The following is a 20,126-nucleotide window of genomic DNA, read 5'->3' on the forward strand; positions in this document are numbered from 1 at the left end:
CCCTCGACCCTAACGAGCGGGTCCGACAACGGCCATGGCGCCCTTCGGGCTCAGACGCGCGCGAAGAGCAGGTCGTGCACCACGTGGCCCTTCCCCAGACCCTGGCCCTCGAACCGGGTCCGCGGGCGGAACGAGGGGCGCGGGGCGTAACCGCCGTCGGCCACCGTGTTCTCGAAGAGGGGGTGCGCGGTGAGTACTTCGAGCATCTGCTCGGCGTACGGCTCCCAGTCGGTCGCGCAGTGCACGATCGCCCCGGACTTCAGGGGGCCCGCCACCAGGTCCAGGAACTCCGGCTGGATCAGCCGGCGCTTGTGGTGGCGGGACTTGGGCCACGGGTCGGGGAAGTAGACCCGCAGCCCGTCCAGCGAATCCGGCTCCAGCATCTCGCGCAGCAGGATGATCGCGTCACCGTTGGCGACCCGGACGTTGGCCGAGCTGTTCCGGTCGGCGAGGCCGAGCAGGTTGCCCTGGCCGGGCGTGTGCACGTCGACGGCGAGGATGCCGGTGCCCGGGTCGTCGGCCGCCATCTGCGCGGTGGCCTCACCCATGCCGAAGCCGATCTCCAGGACCACCGGGAGCCCGTCGAACATGGCCGGCAGGTCCAGGACGCTCAGCCCGTCGATGTCCAGGCCCCACTTGGGCCAGAGCCGTTCCAGGGCGTTCTGCTGGCCGGGTGTGACCCGACTGCGGCGCGGCTGGAAGCTGCGGATGCGGCGCTCGTGGTGCGAGCCGGCCGGGTCGGCCGCGGGGCCGCCGGGGAAGCGGGGCTGCTGGCGCATCCGGCGCGCGCGCTCCAGGGACGCGGCCCGCACGTCGTCGGGGATTCCGGCGGTGGTGGGCACGGTGTCGTCGGGCGTCGGGCGGGAGGGGTTCTTGGGCTCAGACACAATGCCCTGATTCTACGGGGCCGGGCGTCCCGCCACGGCGGGCGCCGGGATCACCCCGCCGCCGCCCGCTCCGGTGGCTTCCAGCCGGCCGCCCGGGCCCGGAGCAGGGCGCGACGGGCCACCTCGCGGCCGATGGGCAGCGAGGCGGTGGCGGCGGGCGACGGGGCGTTCAGCACGTGCACTGTGTGCGGGGCCTCGCGGATCAGGAAGTCGTCCACCAGGGTGCCGTCCCGCAGCACGGCCTGGGCGCGGACCCCGGCCGGCGAGGGGCGCAGGTCCTCCTCCGTGACCTCGGGCAGCAGGCGGCGGACCGCCTCCGTGAACGCGCGCCTCGACAGGGAGCGGTGCACCTCGCCCGCCCCGTACCGCCAGTGTCTGCGGGCGATGCGCCACGAGCCCGGCCAGCTCAGCGTGTCCAGCAGCTCGCCGGGCCGGACGACGGGCCAGCCGTAGCCCTCGCGGGCGGCGGCGGGCACCGCGTTGGGGCCGACGTGGACGGAGCCGTCGACGCCCCGGGTCAGATGGACGCCGAGGAACGGGAACGCCGGGTCGGGCACCGGATAGACGAGCCCGCGCACCAGCTCGGGCCGCGCCAGCTCGTAGTACTCGCCCCGGAACGGCACGATCCGCATCCCCGGGTCGTCGCCGGCCAGCCGCGCGATCCGGTCGCAGTGCAGCCCCGCGCAGTTGACCAGCACCCTGGCCCGGACCACCAGGCCGTCGGCGGTGCGCACGGCCACGCCCCAGGGGCGGCGGTCGATCGCCGTGACCTCGGCGCCGAAGCGGATCACGCCGCCCGCGCCGCGTACCTCGTCGGCGAGGCGTCCGGCGACCGCCCGGAAGTCGCACACGCCCGTCGTGCCGACCCGGATCGCGGCGAGGCCCCGCACCTTCGGCTCGTACTCGGCGATCTGCGCGGGTCCCAGCTCGCGCACCGGCAGCCCGTGCTCGCGGCCGCGCTGGACCAACGCGTGCAGCCGGGGCAGTTCGGCGCGGTCCGTGGCGACGATCAGCTTGCCGGTCACCGCGTGGGCGATGGAGTGCTCCCGGCAGAAGTCGGTCATTTCGGCGCTGCCGCGCAGCGCGTACCGCGCCTTGAGCGAGCCCGGCGGGTAGTAGATCCCGCTGTGGATCACCCCGCTGTTGCGCCCCGTCTGGTGGCGCGCCGGGCCCTTCTCCTTCTCCAGCACGGTCACGCGGGTGCCCGGCGCGGTGCGCGTGAGCGCGTACGCGGCCGACAGGCCGACGATCCCGCCGCCGATCACCAGCACATCGCAGTCGTACGCCGCGTGCGTCATCATCACGCCACCTCCCACCCCGATAGTGCACTGACCCACTGACAACGCACTCAAACCCGTGCGGCCAGCGTGGCGGTTCCCCGGAAGCGGGACTTCCATGCCGAAGCCGGGACTTTTATGCCGGGGCGACCAGAAGAGGGCGGGCGCGCTCGCGCAGTTCCACGACGCGCGGCTCGTCCCCGTACGGTTCCAGGCGGTGCAGCAGGTCGCGTACGTACTCCGTGGTCCGCGCCGACGAGATGCGGCCCGCCACCTCCACGGCCCGGGTGCCCGCCGCGCAGGCGGCGTCCAGATTCCCCGACTCCAGCTCGGCGACCGCCGACACGACGAGCCGCAGCCCGTGCGAGCGGACGAACTCCTCGGTGGGCCGGGACAGCGCTTGCTCGGTGAAGCGCCGGACCTGGCGGGGCGCCTTCAGGTCGAGATGGCACTCGGCGGCGTCGGCCGCGAAGCGGTCGTACGAGTAGAAGCCCAGCCACGCCGGGTCGGCGTCGCCCTCCCGCGAGCGTTCGAGCCAGCTCTCGGACGCCTTGAGCGCGGCCCCCGCGGCCGGCGCGTCGTTCGCCTTCGCGTGCGCGCGGGCCTCGACCAGGCGGAAGAAGCTCATCGTGCGGGCGGTCGCGAGGCCCCGGTTGCGCTCGACGGCGGCCTGCGCGAGGTCGACGCCCTCGTCGGCGAAGCCGCGGTAGGTCGCCTGGAGCGACATCGACGCCAGGACGTACCCGCCGAGCGGCACGTCGGCCGCCGCCCGCGCGAGGCGCAGCGCCTGGATGTAATACCGCTGGGCCGCTTCCTGCTGGCCGGTGTCGAAGGCCATCCAGCCGGCGAGCCGGGTCAGCTCGGCCGCCGCGCCGAACAGCGCACGGCCGACCTCGTCGCTGTACGAGCCGAGCAGGAGCGGGGCCGCGTCCACGCGTAAGCACTCGGGGACCATCGAGGAGCGCCAGTCGCCGCCGCCGTACTTGGAGTCCCAGCGGCGTGCGTCCTGGGCGGCCTCGCGGAGTTTGGAGACGTCGCTGTGGCCGACGCGCAGCGAGGAGGCGTCGCCTCCGGATTCGGGTCCGGGCTGGGCCGGGATCAGCAGGCTGTGGCCGGTGGCCGTGCCGGTCGCCTGGGCCGGTGAGGCCGGCGTGCCCGGTTGGGCGGGCGCCCCGGCCTGACCGTGCGCCCCCGGTGCGCCGTGCGCGCCGGTCGGCTGCCCCCCTGCCGTGGCCGGTGTCCGCGCGACCGACGGGTCGGCGGGGGATATCAGCCAGCGGGACGCGGGTGTGGCGTACGCGCTCACCGAGAACGAGCCCGCGAGCGACTGCCAGATCCCGCCGCTGCCCGCGCGCCGCCCGGCCAGATCCAGCCGGTACAGCTCGGTGGCGGACCGTACGGCCGCGTCCACGTCACGCGGGAACGCCAGGCCGACCTCCGGCGCCGGATCGGCGTCGGCGAGCCCGATCTCGTGCAGCGGGACGGGCCGGCCCAGCTTGGCGCCGATCGCCGCCGCGATGAGATGGGGCGCGGCGCCCTGGGGCACCATGCCCTTGGACACCCACCGGGCGACCGACGTCTTGTCGTAGCGGAGGGTCAGTCCGCGCTGCGCCCCGAGGTCGTTGACCCGCCGGGCGAGCCCGGCATTGCTGATTCCCGCGAGGGCGAGAACGGTGCCGAGCTTCTCGTTCGGTCCTCGTTGCTCCCTGGACATGGCCACCCCTCGACACACAGACGGCAGCCGCGTCACCGTCTCGGCGCGCGGCATTCGTACCGTGTTCTCCCCAGGGACGAACCCTGTCACTCCGCCCGCACACGCATTTGGCCGTGCCCCGGGGAATATGCCGCCCTGCAGAGAACATCAGTGCACCCAGCGTAGTTCGTCGCATCCCTACCGTTAAGGGCCGGACGTCCGTATGGCGGGATTGTTGTCCGTCCCGGCCACGCGCGGAGTGCTGTGGGGCGGAAGGTGACGGGAGGGGCGCGCGGGGCGGTGGAGGCGAACACGCGGCGGAGGAAGGGAAAAGGAAGGGCGGGGGAATGGCGGGGGTGCGGGGGAGGGGAAGTGGAGATCGCCGGGGCGGGGCGCGGGCCGGTGGGTGAGGGTGTGCGATTCCGCTTCACGACGGCGGTGCACGGGCTTCGTCCCGCCGCTCCGCTCGCCGTTCCTCCCGCCCGCCGACCAGCGCGGACCGGCGCGCGGGGCGTACGCGCACCCTGTCGCCGCGCTCGTCTCCGGACGGTTCGGCCGGGGTATTCCGAGGGCTCCGCGCGTGCACCCCGGTGTGTGGCCGTGCGCCCGCACGTGCGCTCTGGCCCGGCCCCGGGGGTGGCGCTTGCATGGGTGCTGCGTGGATCGGCCCGCTGCGTTCGGAGCAGGGGGCTGGGGGATATCGCCGCCTCATTCCCCGCAGGCGGTGGACCGGTCCGGGGGGCGTGGCCCGCCTCCCGGACCGTGTGTTCCTGTGGTCCCGGGGGGCGGGTCGGCGGCGCGGCGGGTGTGTCGCCGAGCGGATGCGCCGACCGGGGCGACGCTGGCCGGATCCGGGCAAATATGGGTGAACCGGCCTATGGATCATGTGGCCAACGGTTCCGTTCCACCCCGAGATTGGCCGGATGTCGACGGTCGGGTGAGGTCGGGCCGGGGGAGGCGCGGGGCGTTCCGCCGGCATGGGATCCGGTTGCGGGGACTGGCCGGAAGCGGGCCGTTCGCGCGGGACCCGACCGGGGAACGCAACGCCCGGAATTGACCATCCCGTTGACCTTCCGGGCGACGCGCGCGAGCCCTGCGCGGAACGCGCGTCCCGCCGTCCGCCCGGTGGCCTTTGCCAGGGGCGCATGCGTGCACGACGTGCGCCGTCCGTAGTCACTCCTGCGCGCCGTTGTCGTGGCAGCATGTCCGCAACGGCGCCGATCGTCACCGGAGTTCTCCGGGTGCTTGCCTGCCGCCGTTTTTTTGTCCACAGCCTGTGGAGGCGGCGATGCGTTGGTTGGTGGGTTGGAGCAGTATCGCCGCGAGCTTCGGCACGGCCGGGGCGGTCGGCGGCAGCGACGACGGGCGCACGATGCACCCGGTGGGCTCCCAACTCCTGTGGGGCGACCCCGATCCGCTCTGGGCGGTCGGCGACTGGCGGCCCGACGAGATCCGCACCGTCCAGGTGGACACCGCCGAGGGTGCCCCCATGGTCCGGCTCGCCGTCCTCGGCTGCTGCGGGGCCACCGACGAACAGCTGCGCGTCGGCCTGCTCGCCGCCCGGGGCGGCGCCCTGCGCCACCTCACCGCGTGGACCGGCAGCTACACGGTCGTCGTCCAGATCGGCCGCCGGATCACCGTCGTCGGCGACCTCGCCGGAGCCCGCCCGGTCTTCTACACGCCCTGGGCCGGCGGCACGGCGTACGCCACCGCCGCGCTCCCCCTCGCCGATCTCATCGAGGCCCAGCTCGACATCGGCCACCTGGCCGCCCTGCTGGCCTGCCCCGAGACCCCGGAGGCGCTGCGCGACGGCACCCCCTACGCGGGCGTGAAGCGCATCCCGCCCGGGCACGCCCTGATCCTCCGCGAGGGCTCGCGGGAGATCACCGGTTACGAGGCGGTGGCCTCCCTCGCCGTGGCCGCGCCCGAGCTCGACCCGGTGCGCGCGGTCGACGGGGTGCGCGACGCGCTGGTCGAAGCGGTACGCGCACGGCTCCTGGCCCCGCGCCATGCACCCGAGACCCTGCCGCCCGACCCCGGCCCGGTCCCCGGCATGGGCCCGGCCGAACGCCGGGCCGCCCGGGGCGCCCCCGTGCCCGGCATCGGCGCCGACCTCTCCGGGGGCAGCGCATCGGCGACCCTCGCCCTGCTCGCCGCCGGTCTCCCCGGGCTGCCCGGCACGATCCTGGGCCACGGCACCGGGGCCGGGGAGCGGCTGCTCGCCGTCACCTTCAACGACCTGACGACCCGCGCCCACGAACCCGAACTCGAACGGGCCCGGGCCATCGCGGCCAACCCCCGGCTCCACCACGTCGTCGTCGCGGCGGGCGAAGAGGCCCTGCCCTACGCCGAGCTGGGAGCCGGACCGCTCACCGACGAGCCGGCCCCCTCCCTCGTCCTCGCCGAACGGCACCGTCGCCGGCTCTCCGCGGGCAGCGCCGACCACTTCGTGGGCGCCGGTGCCCGGCAGGTGCTCGACGCCCACCCGGCCCGCCTCGCCGACCTCCTGATGGACCGGCGCCGCAGGCATCTGCTGCGCCCGGTCGCCGCCCTCGCCAAGGCCGAAGGTCCTTCCGCGCACTCGCTGTTCGTGCCGCTGACGGTGTACCGGGCGGCCCGCAAGCTGGCCCGTACGTCCTACCGCACCGGCCTCGAAACCGCCGCCGGACGGCTGCCCGACGCCAATCGCCTCTCGCCCGGCCTCGACACCCCGGCCGATGCCTCGCTCGCCGCGCTCGCCTGGTCGAGACCGGGGCCGGCCGCCCGGTGGCTGACCGGGGAGGCACTGGCAGAAGTATCGGTTCGCCTTCAGGAGGCGGCGATCCGCCCCTCCTCGGTCCAGCGCCCCGGCGAGGCCCGCGCGAGGGCCGCCCTCGCCCGCAGCGCCGCCGACCACCGCATCCTGGAGCAGGCCGCCGAGATCCGCAGTCAGCGGCTGCACGCCCCCTTCCTGGACAACCAGGTCGTACGCGCGGCCCGCGCCCTCCCCGAGTCCCTGCGGGTCCAGCCGGGCGCCCGTGCGGCGATCCTGCGCCGCGTGCTGGCCGGTGCGGGCATCCACGAGCTGCCTGCCGGCTGGGGCGCCCCCTCTCAGCACACCTCGACGGCGGTGACCCGGACCGGGCTGCGCGCCGCCCTGCCCGAGCTGATCGCACTCTTCGACGCCCCGCTGCTCGCCGACGCCGGCCTGGTGGAGGCCCGTGTCGTACGCAAGGCGCTGCGCGCGGCGTCCGAGGGGGAGCCGCTGCCCCTGGACGGCCTCGCCGAGCTCGCCTCCACGGAACTGTGGCTGCGCCGCCTCGTCTCCCGGCGCGGCACCTGCTGGACCGGCACGGCGGCCCCCCGGCAGCGCGCGGTGGCGGGGGGCGTGGTCCCGGCCCGGCGCTCGCTTCAGGGCTGAGACAGCGCGGGGTCGCGCCGGGGGTGGTTCGTCTTCGGGTGTCCTGAGGGCGGGGTCGTGCCGGGGACGATTCGTCTTCATGTCCCGGGGCTGGGTCGCGCCGGGGGTGGTTCGTCCTGAGGCGTCCTGGTCCGTCCGACCGCTGCTCACCGACACTTCCGCCGGGACACAATGGTGCCGTGCGGTATCTGATCCTGGGCGCCACCGAGGCGCGAGACGAGAGCGGTGGTGCGCTGCCCCTCGGCGGCAGCAGGCTGCGTGCCCTTCTCGCCGCCCTCGCCCTGCGGCCGGGACGCCCGGTGCCCGTGGCCGACCTCGTGGACGACGTCTGGGCGGACGACCCTCCGGCCGACGCGCCCGCCGCGCTCCAGGCCCTCGTCGGGCGGCTGCGCAGGGCGCTGGGCCGGGAGGCGCTGGCCAGCACGCCGGGTGGTTACCGCCTGACGGCAGGGCCGGACGACGTCGACCTCTATGTGTTCGAGCGGCTGGCCCGGCAGGGCGGGGCCGAACTGGAGGCGGGTGCGCCGGACCAGGCCGCCCGGACCCTGCGGAGCGCCCTCGCCCTCTGGCGCGGCCCGGCCCTGGCCGACCTGCCCGACGGAGACCAGGGCCACGCGCTGCGCCCCGAGGCCCACCGCCTCGCCGCCCTGGAACGCCGCATCGAAGCGGACCTGCGCCGCGCGACGAGAGGCGACGGGGGTGCGGGCTCGGATGGAGCCGGGGGCGCGGGTTTCGGCGTCGCGCATACGGTTCCACGTGCCGGGCGCACCGCGGCCGGGGGACCGGGCGGCCCCGCCGCCGAGGTCTTCGGCCTCGCGCACGCCATGGAGGCCGGGGAGGCCACGGAGTCCGCCCTTACCGCCGAGCCTGGCGAGGCCCTCGCCCCGCCCGCCGCCGCCCTGGTCGCCGAGCTGACCGGGCTGACCGCCGCCCACCCGTACGACGAGCGCTTCCGGGCCCAGCTGATACGGGCCCTGCGCGCCGACGGCCGGCAGGCCGACGCGCTCGCCGCGTACGAGGACGCACGCCGGGCCCTCTCCGACGGGCTCGGCACCGATCCCGGACCCGAACTGGCGGCCCTGCACCGCGAACTCCTCGCCCCGACGCCCGCGCCCGCCGAAACCGGGTTGTTTCACGTGAAACCCGGTCGGAGCAATCTGCGCCCCCGGCTGACCTCCTTCGTGGGGCGCGAGTCCGAACTGCGCGCCATCCGCGACGACCTGTCCCGGTCGAGGCTCGTCACCCTGACCGGCCCCGGCGGCTCGGGGAAGACCCGCCTCGCCGAGGAGTCCGCCGCCCGTCTGACCCCCGCCCCGGGCGCCGCTCCGCCGGATGTCTGGATCGCCGAACTCGCCCCCGTCGAGGACCCCGAGGCCGTCCCCGGCGCCGTGCTCTCCGCGCTCGGGCTGCGTGAGACCACCCTGCTGCGGGACACCGCCCTCGATACCGCACCCCCGCGCACGGACCCGGTCGACCTGCTGGTGGACCGTCTGGGTCATGGTGCCCGCCCCGCGCCCGTTCTCCTCGTCCTGGACAACTGCGAGCACGTCATCGGCGCCGCCGCCGCGCTGGCCGAGACCTTGCTGACCCGCTGCCCGCATCTGCGCATCCTCGCCACCAGCCGCGAACCGCTGGCGGTCCCCGGCGAGTCCGTGCGACCGGTCGGCCCCCTCCCCGCCGATCCCGCGCACCGCCTGTTCACGGAGCGCGCCAGGGCCGTGCGCCCCGGGTTCGACCCCGGGCAGGGGTCCGCGCACGACGCGGACGCCGTCGCGGAGATCTGCCGTCGGCTGGACGGGCTGCCGCTCGCGATCGAACTGGCCGCCGCCCGGCTGCGGCTGCTCGGACCGCGTCAGATCGCGGACCGGCTCGACGACAGGTTCCGTCTGCTGACGGGCGGCAGCCGGACCGTACTGCCCCGCCAGCAGACGCTGCGCGCGGTGGTCGACTGGTCCTGGGACCTCCTGGACGAGGACGAACGCACCGCCCTGCGCCAGGTCTCCGTCTTCGCGGGCGGCTGGGACCTGGCCGCCGCCGAGGCGGTGATCAGGACACCGGCCTTCCAGGGCGGGACTGCCGCCGACACAGCCGTCCAGGGCGGGGCCGCCGCCGACACAGCCGTCCAGGGCGGGGCCGCCGCCGACACCGCCGATCTGCTCGGCGCGCTGGTCGACAAGTCCCTGGTGGTGGCCGCCCCGGGCCCGGACGGCGCGATGCGCTACCGGCTCCTGGAGACGATCCACGAGTACGCCACCGAGCGGTGCGCCGAGGCCCCGGAGGTGCGCGCCGCCGCCGAGAGCGCGCACACCGCGTACTTCCTCGCCCTGGTCGAGGAGGCCGATCCGCTCCTGCGCTCCGCTGATCAGCTGCCCTGGATCCAGCGCCTGGAGACCGACCTCGACAACATCCGGGCCGTCCTCCAGCGCACCACCTCGCCCACCGCCTCCTCCGAAGCGGAGGCCGCCCGACTGGTGCTGGGCATGGGCTGGTTCTGGTGGCTGCGCAACTACCGCTCCGAGGGACTGTCCTGGACCCGGAAGGCCCGTGCGCTCGGTCCTGAGCCCACCGACGAGTCGGACCCCCGGTACTGGCCCCGGATGAACCTGCACATGCTGTGGTTCTTCTTCGCGGCGGAGAGCGGGCAGTCCGCGATGGCGCACGGCGACACCGCACTCCGCGCACTCGTGGTCGGGGTGGCCGACGCGTTCGCCACCTCACCCGCCCACAGCGTCCGGTTCCCGGGACTGCTCTGGCCGATGACCGCGTATCTCACCGGTACGCCGGAGAACGCCCGGGAGAAGATCGACGCGGCGGTCGACAACGCCCGCGAGCGCGGCGGCCCGTGGGAGTACGGCGTCATCCTGATGTTCCGCGCGCACATGATGGTCGACATGCCGGGCGGCATGCCCGGGATCGATGACGACCTGGACGAGCTGCGCACCCTGAGCCGTCGCGTCGGCGACCGCTGGATGCGCGCCCAGGTGGCGAGCGCGGCGGCCGAGGCGGGCATGATGCGCGGACGCTACGCCGAGGCCCGTACCGCGTACGAGGAGGCGCTGCTGCTCGCCCGCGAGGTCGGTGCCCACGCGGAGGCCCCGTTCCTCCTGGCCCGGCTCGCCGAACTCTCGTACCGCACCGGCGATCTGGCGGGCGCCCAGCAGCGGCTGGACAGCTCGGAGGCCGAGGCCGAGCGCCACCAGGCCCACGACGCCACCGCGTACATCCACTATCTGCGCGCCACGATGGCGTTCTACCGGGGCGACATCGCGGACGCCCGGCGGCTGCTCTCGGTCGCCCTGGAGGAGGCCGGGCGCGGCGGCCCGCCGTCGCACTTCACCGTGGCGATGGCCGGCCTGTCGGCCCGGATCTCGGTGCACGAGCCGGGGCCCGACGGCGGCCTCGTCGCCGGGGCGCACGGACTGGCCGGGTCCCTCGTCGCGGCCAAGGAGGCACAGTGCGCCGAGATCGTCACGGGGCATCTGGCGGACGGCGCGGCGTCGGTCCTGGCGGGGCTCGGTCACCACGCGGCTGCCGTCCGCGTAGCTGCCGCCGCCGACGACTGGCGGCGGACGTCGAGCCCGCGGACCGAGGGGGAGCAGGCCGAGACCGATGCGGCCCAGCACCTGTGCCGCGAGGCGCTGGGGCCCGCGCGCTACGAGGAGGAGCGGGCCGCGGGCCACGGGCTGTCCCTGGACGAGGTCATCGACCTGATGCGGGAGATCGTGGCGGACCTGCCGTGAGAAGCGCGGGCCGCCGGCGCCGGGAGGCACGGGCTTGCCCGATCCTCAGCGGCAGCTGATGCGGGACTCTGCCCAGTCCGCGAGGGCGACCCCGCCGAACGGCTGCTCCGGCTCGACCACCAGCCGAATCCGCTGCTGGCCCGCCACATTCACCCCGACCGGCACGGCGGCGTCGTTGCCCCGGACCACGGGTGACTGCCACAGCCGCTTCCCGTCCCCGCCGAACACCGAGAAGCGCACCGCGCCGAGCCCCAGGGTGAGGTCGTCCACCCCGGCCATGGCCTCGTACCGGGTGCACTGACGGTTCAGCTGGATGACCACCGAGGAACGGCTGTTGACGGTCACCCCGTGCGCGTATCGCGTGCCGCCGACCGATACGCCTGAGCGCTGCCAGACCCAGCCGCTCTCCCCGAGCACCACTTCGGGCGCGGTGTGGTCGCCGAAGAGGGAGTAGTCCAGCTCGTTGACCTGGTAGACGTCCGGGGCCGGCGCGGGAGGCGGCGGAGTCGGGGCGGGCGGGCTGGGCGGCGGCTCCGGCGGCGGGGACGTCGGCGGCGGCGTGGGGCTCGGCGTCGGTGTCGGTGTCGGTGTCGGTGTCGGCGTGGGCTTGGGCGTGGGTGTGGGCGTGGGCTTCGGTGGTGTGGGGGCCGGCGGCACGGGTTTCGGGGGAGTCGGCTCCGGCGGGTTCGGCTTCGGGGGTGTGGGTGAGGGCACCGCGGGCGCCACGGCCGGGGGCTTGGGGACCGGCTTCGCCTCGGGCCGGGGGCTGTCGTCGCCGACCAGGGCCCAGACGAGTCCGGCCGCCGCAGCGACGGCCACCGCCGCGGCGATGCCGGCCTTCGCGGGTGCGCCGAGCCCCTCGGAGGCCGCCGCACCACCCGCCGAACCCGCGGACGAGCCCCCGCCTGTCGCCGCCGCCGCGGCACTCGCCCCGGCGGCACCGACGGCGCCTCCCGCCACGATCCCGGCGGCCTTGAGGGTGTATCCGGCGGCGAACCAGCCGATGACCGCGACCGGGAGCAGCGCGGGGATACCGGCGTTGACCTGGGCCAGCTCGCCCGCCGCGACCCGGCACTTCGCGCACTCGTCCAGATGCCCCCGCAGCCCGCGCTCGGCCCGCATCCGCAACCCGCCCCGGGCATAGGCGCCGAGCCGGTCGGCGTACCGCGCGCAGTCGCCGCCGGAGGTGAGCGCCTGACTCACGTGGGCCTGGAGATACGCCTGCTTGAGCCCTTCACGGGCCCGGCTTGCCAGCACCGACGTGGCGTTGGCGGTCAGCCCGAACAGGGGCGCGATGTCGCTCGGCGACTCCTCCTCGACGGTGGTGTGCCAGAGGACCGCCTGCCAGCGCTCCGGGAGGCTGCGGAACGCCTGCATGGCCATCGACTGCTCGGCCTCGTGCATCGCGAGCACGTCCGCACCGAGGTCGAGGGTGTCGTCGTCGGACACCTCGGACGACCGCACGGCCTGGGCGGCGAACGCGGCGAAGTCGTCCACCAGTTGCTCGCGCCTCGCGGTCCTGGTCCAGGCGGCCGCCACGTGCCGGACCGCCGTCATCAGGTAGGCGCGCACCGCCTCCTCGGGCCCCTTGCCGCCCCGTACCGCCTGCAAGGTCCGGGCGAAGACCTCGGCGGTGAGGTCGTCGGCGGTGTGCGCGTCCCGGCAGCAGCTGCGGGCGTAACGGCGCACGGCCTGCGAGTGGCGCCGGAACAGCTCGTCGTAGGCGAGGTTGTCGCCCTCGCGCATGCGCTGGACCAGCTGAGCGTCCGACGGCCCCGCCGCCGCGCCGTCCGTCCCGCCGGAACCCCGCCCCGCCCGCTGCATCGGCACGGCGGGAACCGCCTCGGCGGGGACCGCGCCGGGGCTCTCGGCAGCATCCCCGGCGCCGCCGTCCTCGGCCGGTGCGGGCGGCCAGGGACCGGGCAGGACCGTTCCGCCTGGGGTGTCCGCCTCCGCTTCGACGTCCTGATGGCCGGGGGCGGCCTGGCTCGGCACCTGGTGCCCGGGTGAGCCGGACGGCTCCGTACCGCCGCCGGCGGTGGACATACCGTCGTACGACTCTTCCCTCTGCCCGTCACCACTCATCGCGGACGCCCCCGTATGCGCCATCGGACCCGAATACCGGGCAAGCGTGCCACAGAGCGCCGATGCGGCGTGCCTTCAGTCCCGCCAACCACTCGTCCGAGGCGTCCTCCACGAATCCGAGCACTGGCGGGCACTCATTCGGGGAAGGAGCAACGGGTTGGGTTGACGTGAGGGCAAGCGAGAGGCCGAGCACCGGGGCCCCGCCCCGCACCCGGCACCCGTCACTCGGGCCGCGAGCGCAGTCCCTCCAGCAGGATGTCCAGCAGCCGGGAGGAGGCCGCAGCCTGCTGGGCCGCGTCCGGCAGCGAAGGGGCGGCCGTCGCGATGACCAGCAGGACGTCCGACACCGTCACGTCGTGGCGCAGCTCGCCCGAGGTCCGCGCCCGGTCGACCAGCCGCCCCACGACCTCCAGCAGCTCGGCAGCACCGGCGCCCAGGTCCTCGCCGCCGGTCTCCGGACCGGTCCGCTGCCGGGACACCGCCCGGGGCGCGGACGTACCCGCCTCCTGCCGCTGCTGCGGGACCCGGGGCTCGTCCCCCACGGCCTCGCCGGCCTCACCGACCACGGTCGATTCCTCGGCCTCCACTCCGACCCGCAGTATCTGCGGGGGCAGGAGCCGTCCTGCCCCGGAGGCCACGGAGGTCCGCAGGAAGCGCGAAAGCGCCGACCACGGCTCGTCCTCCTGCCCGAGCGCGGAACGCGCCTGGTCGGTCAGCCGGGAGGTCTCCTCCTCGGCTATCCGGCGCACCAGCACGTCCTTGCTGGGAAAGCGCCGGTAGACCGTGCCCACGCCGACCCTGGCCCGGCGGGCCACGTCCTCCATCGGGGCCCCGTACCCCAGCTCCCCGAACACCTCGCGCGCAGCGCGCAGTACGTGTTCGAGATTGCGCTGCGCGTCCACGCGCAGCGGGGCCGACCGGGCGTGCGCCGGCACACCACCGGACTGGGCGCCGAGTCCGTTGCCCAGCGCGCTCACCGCCGCCGGAGGCGCGGCCGTGGTGGTGCCGCCCGTCCCGTTGAAGGTGCCAACTGCCCCGATGTGTCCGCTTCCTTCAGGCGCGACAGCAGTGGCCGGCCAATGCGATTCCTGAATGTCCATAACTGTTCCCCCGGTTATGACGTCTCCCCCCGGAGACTCCCGCCGTGTCCGTCGAGGGTGGACCGATGGTCACCGTCCGACACCCCGACGACATACGAACATAGTTGAGCCCGGGTCAATTCAGAAGGGGGCAGTTCCGCCCGGAGCGCCCCCCGATCGGCGCAAGGACCGGTTGGTCACCACTTGATCCCCGTCCCGGCCCCGTACCGCAATGCCTGACCTGCGGGGCTTGCGTCCCAAGGGTCCGTCCGGCACCACCGGCCCGTCCACGACCTCCGGTCACACAATTTGCCGGGGCTGTGGACAAATTCCGGTGCACGTTGCGTCATGGGGTGGTGATGGCTTCAGCTTCCGGGGGCACACCCCTCGGCCCCCCGCCGGGTGCGCGCATCCTCGTCGTCGGCGGAGGCTACGTCGGGATGTACACAGCGCTGCGTCTCCAGCGGAAGCTGAGGCAGAGACTGAGAAGCGGCGAGGCCGAGATCGTGGTGGTCGCGCCCGAGCCCTATATGACGTACCAGCCGTTCCTCCCCGAGGCCGCCGCCGGATCGATCTCACCGCGCCATGTCGTCGTACCGCTGCGTCGCGTCCTGCCGCACTGCACCATCGTCATCGGCGAGGCCGAGTCCATCGACCACACCAAGCGCACCGCGACCGTCACCACCCTCGCCAGCGGCGAGGACGGCACCGGCGCCCTGGAGATCCCGTACGACGAACTGGTCCTCGCCCCCGGTTCCGTCTCGCGCACCCTGCCGGTCCCCGGTCTCGCCGACCACGGCGTGGGTTTCAAGACGATCGAGGAGGCCATCGGGCTGCGCAACCACGTCATCGAACAGATGGACATCGCCTCCGCCACCCGCGACCCCGCCGTCCGCGACGCCGCCCTGACCTTCGTCTTCGTCGGCGGCGGCTACGCGGGCGTGGAGGCGCTCGCGGAACTGGAGGACATGGCCCGCTACACCTCGCGGTACTACCACAACATCAAGGCCGAGGACCTGAAGTGGATCCTCGTGGAGGCCACCGGCCGCATCCTGCCCGAGGTCGGTGAGTCCCTCGGCCGGTACGCCGTAAGGGAATTGCGCGGGCGCAACATCGACGTACGCCTCGACACCCGGCTGGACTCCTGCGAGGACCGCGTCGCCGTCCTCAGCGACGGCTCCCGCTTCCCCACCCGCACCCTGGTGTGGACGGCCGGCGTCAAACCCGCCCCGTTCCTCGCCGCCACCGGCCTCCCCCTGGACGCACGGGGCCGGCTCGTCTGCACCGCGAAGCTCACCGTCGAGGGCACCGAGCACGCCTGGTCGGCGGGCGACGCCGCCGCCGTACCCGACCTCACCGCCGCCGAAACAGGCCGCACGACCGCGCCCAACGCCCAGCACGCCGTCCGCCAGGCGAAGGTCCTCGCGGACAACGTCGTCGCCGCGCTCGACGGCGGACCGCTCACCGAATACCGCCACAGCTACGCGGGCTCCGTCGCCTCGCTCGGACTGCACAAGGGCGTCGCGCACATCTACGGGCGCAGGCTGAAGGGCTATCCGGCCTGGCTGATACACCGCATGTACCACCTGAGCCGGGTGCCCACCTTCAACCGGAAGGCACGCGTCCTGGCCGAATGGACGCTCGCGGGGCTCTTCAAACGCGAGATCGTCTCCCTGGGCTCCCTGGAGCATCCCAGGGCCGAGTTCGAACTCGCCGCCGGACGCCGGCCGCAGCCCGACGGAGACGACTGTCAGTAGGGTCCGACACACTGGACGTGTGACCATAGGTGGGCCCACATCTGCACAGAGTGACCCGGCCGGCAGCAACCGACAGTGACCAGCGAAGACCGCCCCAGGAGTGTCGTACGCGCCCGACGCCCTGGCACAGGAAGCACCCGCCCGAGCGGACCAGACCGACACACGAGGCCAGAAATTCCGTGAACTTCACGCGTTGGAGCGCCCGCCTCCCCGGTACGCAGCGTCGCGCCGCCCGGGAGGACCACAGCTCCGTACCGGCGGCCCGCGCCGAGTACGCCCGGGCGGAACCGGGCGCCGCCCCGCCGCAGGGCGTATCCGTCGGCGTTCCCCTGCCCTCGGCGCCCGACCTGGAGGACCTCTCCGCCCGCGACATCCTGGGCCGGCTGCCCGCCCTCGTCGCCCTGGTGCACGGCCCCGGCCATCACGTCGCCTATGTCAACGACGCGTACACCACCGCCTTCGGCCCCCGCCCCTGCGGCGTCCCGGCCGCCGAGGTGATGCCCGAGCTGACCGAGATCGGCCTGCTGCCCCTCATGGACCAGGTCCTGCGCAGCGGCACCCCGCGCACGGTCAAGTCCCGCAAGGCCGCCGACGGCCGTTCGTACACGGTGACCTGCACTCCGGTGCGTCCCGACGAGGAGAGGGGCCGCGACGGCGGAGTCCTCGTGTACGCGGCGGACGTCACCGATCACGCCGAGGCCGCCGAGCGGCTGCGCGCCAGTGAGGGCCGCCACCGCGAAACCGCCGTCACGCTCCAGCGTTCGCTGCTCCCGCAGGAGCTCGAACAGCCCGACGACCTGCGGATCGCCGCCACCTACCAGCCGGGCGGCACGGACGCCGCGGTCGGCGGCGACTGGTACGACGTCATCACCCTGGGCGCGGGCCGTACCGCGCTGGTCATCGGGGACGTGATGGGGCGCGGGGTGCGCGCCGCCGCCGTCATGGGCCAGCTCCGCACCGCCGTACGGGCCTACGCCCGGCTGGACCTCCCGCCGCACGAGGTCCTTCAGCTGCTCGACGGGCTCGCCGCCGAGATCGACGCCAGCCAGATCGCCACCTGCGCCTACGCGGTGCACGACCCCAACGAGGGGCTGCTCGTCTACTCCTCCGCCGGCCATCTGCCGATCCTGGTGCGCGACGAGGACGGCACGGTCCACCGCGCGCAGGACCCGATCGGGCCGCCGCTCGGCACCGGCGGCTGGATCCACACCTCGGGCACGATCCCGCTGCCGCCCGGTTCCACCGCCGTCCTCTACACGGACGGGCTGGTCGAGCGGCGCAGCGAGGACATCGACGAGGGCGTGGGCGCGCTGGAGCGGGCGCTGTCCGGCGCGACGGGCGCCCCGCAGGTCGTCTGCGACCGGCTGATCCGCTCCCTCAACGTCACCGCGGAACACGACGACGACGTGGCGGTCCTGGTCGTGCAGCACCCGGCGCGCACGGGCGCCGCCGCCGAACTGTTCCACAACGCCTCGCTCGAACTGCTCGGCGGCATCGAGGCGGCTCCCCGCGCCCGCGCCTTCGCTACGGGTGTGCTCGCCTCGTGGCGCTTCCCGGTGGAGCTGTGCGATCTCGGGGTGCTCGCCGCCGGGGAACTGGTCGCGAACTCCCTCCAGCACGGCACCCCGCCGATGCGTCTCGGCCTGCGCCGCACCGACCGCCGCCTGATCATCGAGGTGACCGACGGCGACGACCACCTGCCGCGCCGCCGCCGCGCCGAACCGGCGGACGAGGCGGGCCGGGGCATCTCGATCGTCGCTTCGATCGCCACGTCGTGGGGGAGCCGCCGCACGCCGGGCGGCGGCAAAGCGGTGTGGTGCGAGTTCGTCCTGCCGCGGTAGCGGCCGCGCTCAGCGCGCGGCGGCCATGGGCTCCGGCGCGCTCTCCGGCACGGAGACGGCCACCACCCGCGACGGCACGTGCGCGAGCGAGGGCTGGTCCTGTACGGGGGTGAGCCGTCGGCCGAGCCGCAGCGCGAGCGCGGTGATGCCCAGCGAGAACAGTACGAACGTCACGATGTACGGGCCGTGCAGCGAGGCCCCCATCGGACCGCCCACGGCGGGACCGACGGCCAGCGCGAGCTGCTTGCAGAGCGCGAACGCCGAGTTGTACTGGCCCACCATCGACTCCGGCGCCAGGTCCGCGACGAGCGGTGCGACGGTCGGCGACAGCATGGACTCGCCGAGCCCGAACAGCGCGTACGTGGAGATCATCGCGGCCGTCGCCATGGTCTGGCTGCCGTGCCCGAGGCCCGCGTAACCGGCCACGATCCAGGCGAAGGCCCAGATCAGACCGACGGCCGCGATGACCCGGGTGCGCCGCCGGCGCTCCACGAGACGCAGCACGACGAACTGGGCGACGACGATGACGGCGGTGTTGGCGGCCAGCGCGATGCCGAGCGTCGAGGGCTCGATGCCGGCGGCCTCGGTGCCGTATGCCGCGAGCCCGGACTCGAACTGTCCGTAGCAGGCGAAGAACAGCACGAAGCCCAGCACGCACAGCTGCACCATCGCGCGGTGCGAGAGCAGCGTCCGCAGCCCGCCGCGCGGGGCCGGCGCTCCGGCCGCCGTCTCCGGCGCGCTGACGGGGGCACCCGGCATCCGCACGGTCGCCGCGATGACGCCGAGCACCAGGAACATCACCGCTTCGATCAGAAACAGCAGCGTGAAGGATGCCGGGCTGCTCGTGTCGACGATCTGCCCGCCGACCAGACCGCCGATCCCCAGCCCCAGGTTCTGCAGGAAGAACTGCATCGCGAAGGCCCGGGTGCGGGTGGCGGGACCGGTGCACCGGACGAGCATGGTGGCGAGCGCGGGCTGCATGACGGCGGTGCCCGCGCCGAGCACGGCCGCTGCCAGGACGGCGGTGGTGACCTGCGAGGAGACGCCGAGGGCGATGGCGCCCAGGGAGGCGACGGCGGAGGCGGCGATCAGCACGGGCAGCGGCCCGCGACGGTCGATCGCCCGGCCGGTGAACGGCAGGACGGCGAGCGCCGCCATGGCGAAGACCGCCAGCACGATCCCGGCCGTGCCGGCGCCCAGATCCCGTACCTGCGCCACATAGACGTACAGGTACGGAACGGTGAACCCGAGCCCGAACGCACTCAGCGCGCTCCCCAGCTGGATCCGCCGCAGTGCTGCGCCCATTTCCCTGGTCACACTCACCTTCCTCAGGTCTAGAAGCCTCTGAGTCGTGCACATCGAACGACTCGAACCCGAAGACTTTATCACTAAAGTTAGATGTTGAACACTACGACTCGAAGGACTTCGACGGGTATGGATGGCGTGCCATACTGCGCGCCATGTCCGACACCACCGAGCCCGGACTCGATGAGCCGAGCCTCGACGAGCAGATCGCCGCCTATCAGCGCGAGTACCGCGACCTCGACCCCCAGGTCGAGCAGGTCGTCTCCGCGCTCGGCCGGCTGAACCGCCGGATGAACGTCGCGTACGGAAGACAGCTCGCCGCGCTCGGCATCAGCAACGCGGAGTGGGAGGTCCTGAAGACCCTCGTCCTGGGAGGGGAGCCCTACCGGCTCGGCCCCGGCGAGCTCGCCAAGCGGCTCGGTCTCACCCCGGCCGCGATGACGCACCGGATCGACCGGATGGCCGGTGAGGGGCTGGTGACCCGCGACCGCGACGAGAACAACCGCGTCCGCGTCATCGTGGAGCTGACGGACGAGGGCCGTACGAAGTGGCTGGAGGCGATGCGGATGGCCACGGACTTCGAGGCGGACCTGCTCCAGGACCTCGACGGCGAGGAGCGCGGGGTGCTCGGGGCGATGCTGACCCGCCTGCTGCGGAGGGTGGAGCACGCCCAGCCGGATGCCGGTGGCCGGCTCACCGACCTGGACTGAGTGGTCCTTCCGGGCCGCCGAGGAGGGGGTTGACACGCCCTGCGGCGGTCCGTAAGGTTCTTCGGGTTGCCACGGGGCCTGAACGGTTCTGCGGCAGCCGATCCCGCCGCAGCCGCGGCACACCAAACTCAGCACGATCTCCCGTTCGGGGAAATTTCGGCATGCCGAAATTCATTTCGAAGGCCCGATTATGAGTCGCCGGGAAAATCCGCTAGAGTTTTGGACGTCGGAAGGGCCCAACAGCCCGGAGGACAAGTCCCGCTGACTGGGAATCAGGCCCGAAAGGATCTGATAGAGTCGGACTCGCCGGAAAGGGAAACGCGAAAGCGAAGAACTGGAAAGCGAAAATCGC

At 74.0% G+C, this 20,126-nt stretch carries 11 protein-coding genes; 5 read left to right on the top strand and 6 right to left on the bottom strand.

Features of this window, described 5'->3' with window-relative positions; genetic code table 11:
* Window positions 1–50: 50 nt before the first annotated feature.
* The 3 genes from trmB to ACFZAT_RS26260 all read right to left on the bottom strand — a co-directional run bounded on the left by trmB (window position 51) and on the right by ACFZAT_RS26260 (window position 3,878).
* On the bottom strand, window positions 51–887 hold the full coding sequence (gene trmB, locus ACFZAT_RS26250; protein WP_391267709.1) for a tRNA (guanosine(46)-N7)-methyltransferase TrmB: 837 nt from the start codon (window positions 885–887) through the stop codon (window positions 51–53).
* Between the two features lie 50 nt (window positions 888–937).
* Entirely contained in the window at window positions 938–2,188 is a 1,251-nt protein-coding gene (gene lhgO / locus ACFZAT_RS26255) for an L-2-hydroxyglutarate oxidase (RefSeq protein ID WP_391267711.1), read from the bottom strand.
* 112 nt (window positions 2,189–2,300) lie between these two features.
* Window positions 2,301–3,878 carry a sporulation protein gene (locus ACFZAT_RS26260; protein WP_391267713.1) on the bottom strand — a complete coding sequence of 526 codons (1,578 nt, stop codon included), beginning with the start codon at window positions 3,876–3,878 and terminating at the stop codon, window positions 2,301–2,303.
* Window positions 3,879–5,145: 1,267 nt separating this feature from the next.
* Between ACFZAT_RS26260 and ACFZAT_RS26265 the strand changes: the two genes are divergently transcribed.
* Both ACFZAT_RS26265 and ACFZAT_RS26270 read left to right on the top strand, forming a co-directional pair.
* Window positions 5,146–7,257, top strand: coding sequence for an asparagine synthase-related protein (locus tag ACFZAT_RS26265; RefSeq protein WP_391267716.1), 2,112 nt, complete (start codon window positions 5,146–5,148; stop codon window positions 7,255–7,257).
* Between the two features lie 179 nt (window positions 7,258–7,436).
* Entirely contained in the window at window positions 7,437–10,997 is a 3,561-nt protein-coding gene (locus tag ACFZAT_RS26270; protein WP_391267718.1) for a BTAD domain-containing putative transcriptional regulator, read from the top strand.
* Between the two features lie 45 nt (window positions 10,998–11,042).
* Here ACFZAT_RS26270 and ACFZAT_RS26275 read toward each other — a convergent pair whose 3' ends face one another.
* A complete protein-coding gene (locus tag ACFZAT_RS26275; protein WP_391267762.1) occupies window positions 11,043–13,082 on the bottom strand; it encodes a sigma-70 family RNA polymerase sigma factor in 2,040 nt (679 codons plus the stop codon).
* Window positions 13,083–13,303: 221 nt separating this feature from the next.
* Complete coding sequence (locus ACFZAT_RS26280; protein ID WP_391267720.1) at window positions 13,304–14,182, bottom strand: TetR family transcriptional regulator; 879 nt, start codon at window positions 14,180–14,182, stop codon at window positions 13,304–13,306.
* A 419-nt stretch (window positions 14,183–14,601) separates the two neighbouring features.
* Here ACFZAT_RS26280 and ACFZAT_RS26285 point away from each other — a divergent pair, with 419 nt between their 5' ends.
* Window positions 14,602–15,918: an FAD-dependent oxidoreductase gene (locus tag ACFZAT_RS26285; RefSeq protein ID WP_391267765.1), complete on the top strand. Its 1,317-nt coding sequence runs from the start codon at window positions 14,602–14,604 to the stop codon at window positions 15,916–15,918.
* 179 nt (window positions 15,919–16,097) lie between these two features.
* On the top strand, window positions 16,098–17,759 hold the full coding sequence (locus ACFZAT_RS26290) for a SpoIIE family protein phosphatase (protein ID WP_391267723.1): 1,662 nt from the start codon (window positions 16,098–16,100) through the stop codon (window positions 17,757–17,759).
* Between the two features lie 9 nt (window positions 17,760–17,768).
* On the opposite strand, the gene ACFZAT_RS26295 is transcribed toward ACFZAT_RS26290, so the two are convergent.
* The gene (locus tag ACFZAT_RS26295) at window positions 17,769–19,064 is read right to left on the bottom strand and encodes an MFS transporter (RefSeq protein ID WP_391267767.1); all 1,296 of its coding nucleotides are present in this window, start codon (window positions 19,062–19,064) and stop codon (window positions 17,769–17,771) included.
* A gap of 155 nt (window positions 19,065–19,219) precedes the next feature.
* Between ACFZAT_RS26295 and ACFZAT_RS26300 the strand changes: the two genes are divergently transcribed.
* A complete protein-coding gene (locus tag ACFZAT_RS26300; RefSeq protein WP_018101704.1) occupies window positions 19,220–19,774 on the top strand; it encodes a MarR family winged helix-turn-helix transcriptional regulator in 555 nt (184 codons plus the stop codon).
* Window positions 19,775–20,126 lie beyond the last annotated feature (352 nt).

It is taken from the genome of Streptomyces sp. NPDC008163 (assembly GCF_042956885.1).
Lineage (GTDB): Bacteria > Actinomycetota > Actinomycetes > Streptomycetales > Streptomycetaceae > Streptomyces > Streptomyces drozdowiczii_A.

Bases quoted from the DNA above. Each gene is read 5' to 3' on its own strand.
- lhgO (WP_391267711.1), bottom strand. From the start codon at position 2,188: ATGATGACGCACGCGGCGTACGACTGCGATGTGCTGGTGATCGGCGGC.
- ACFZAT_RS26260 (WP_391267713.1), bottom strand. From the start codon at position 3,878: ATGTCCAGGGAGCAACGAGGACCGAACGAGAAGCTCGGCACCGTTCTC.
- ACFZAT_RS26265 (WP_391267716.1), top strand. From the start codon at position 5,146: ATGCGTTGGTTGGTGGGTTGGAGCAGTATCGCCGCGAGCTTCGGCACG.
- ACFZAT_RS26275 (WP_391267762.1), bottom strand. From the start codon at position 13,082: ATGAGTGGTGACGGGCAGAGGGAAGAGTCGTACGACGGTATGTCCACC.
- ACFZAT_RS26280 (WP_391267720.1), bottom strand. From the start codon at position 14,182: ATGGACATTCAGGAATCGCATTGGCCGGCCACTGCTGTCGCGCCTGAA.
- ACFZAT_RS26285 (WP_391267765.1), top strand. From the start codon at position 14,602: ATGTACACAGCGCTGCGTCTCCAGCGGAAGCTGAGGCAGAGACTGAGA.
- ACFZAT_RS26295 (WP_391267767.1), bottom strand. From the start codon at position 19,064: ATGGGCGCAGCACTGCGGCGGATCCAGCTGGGGAGCGCGCTGAGTGCG.
- ACFZAT_RS26300 (WP_018101704.1), top strand. From the start codon at position 19,220: ATGTCCGACACCACCGAGCCCGGACTCGATGAGCCGAGCCTCGACGAG.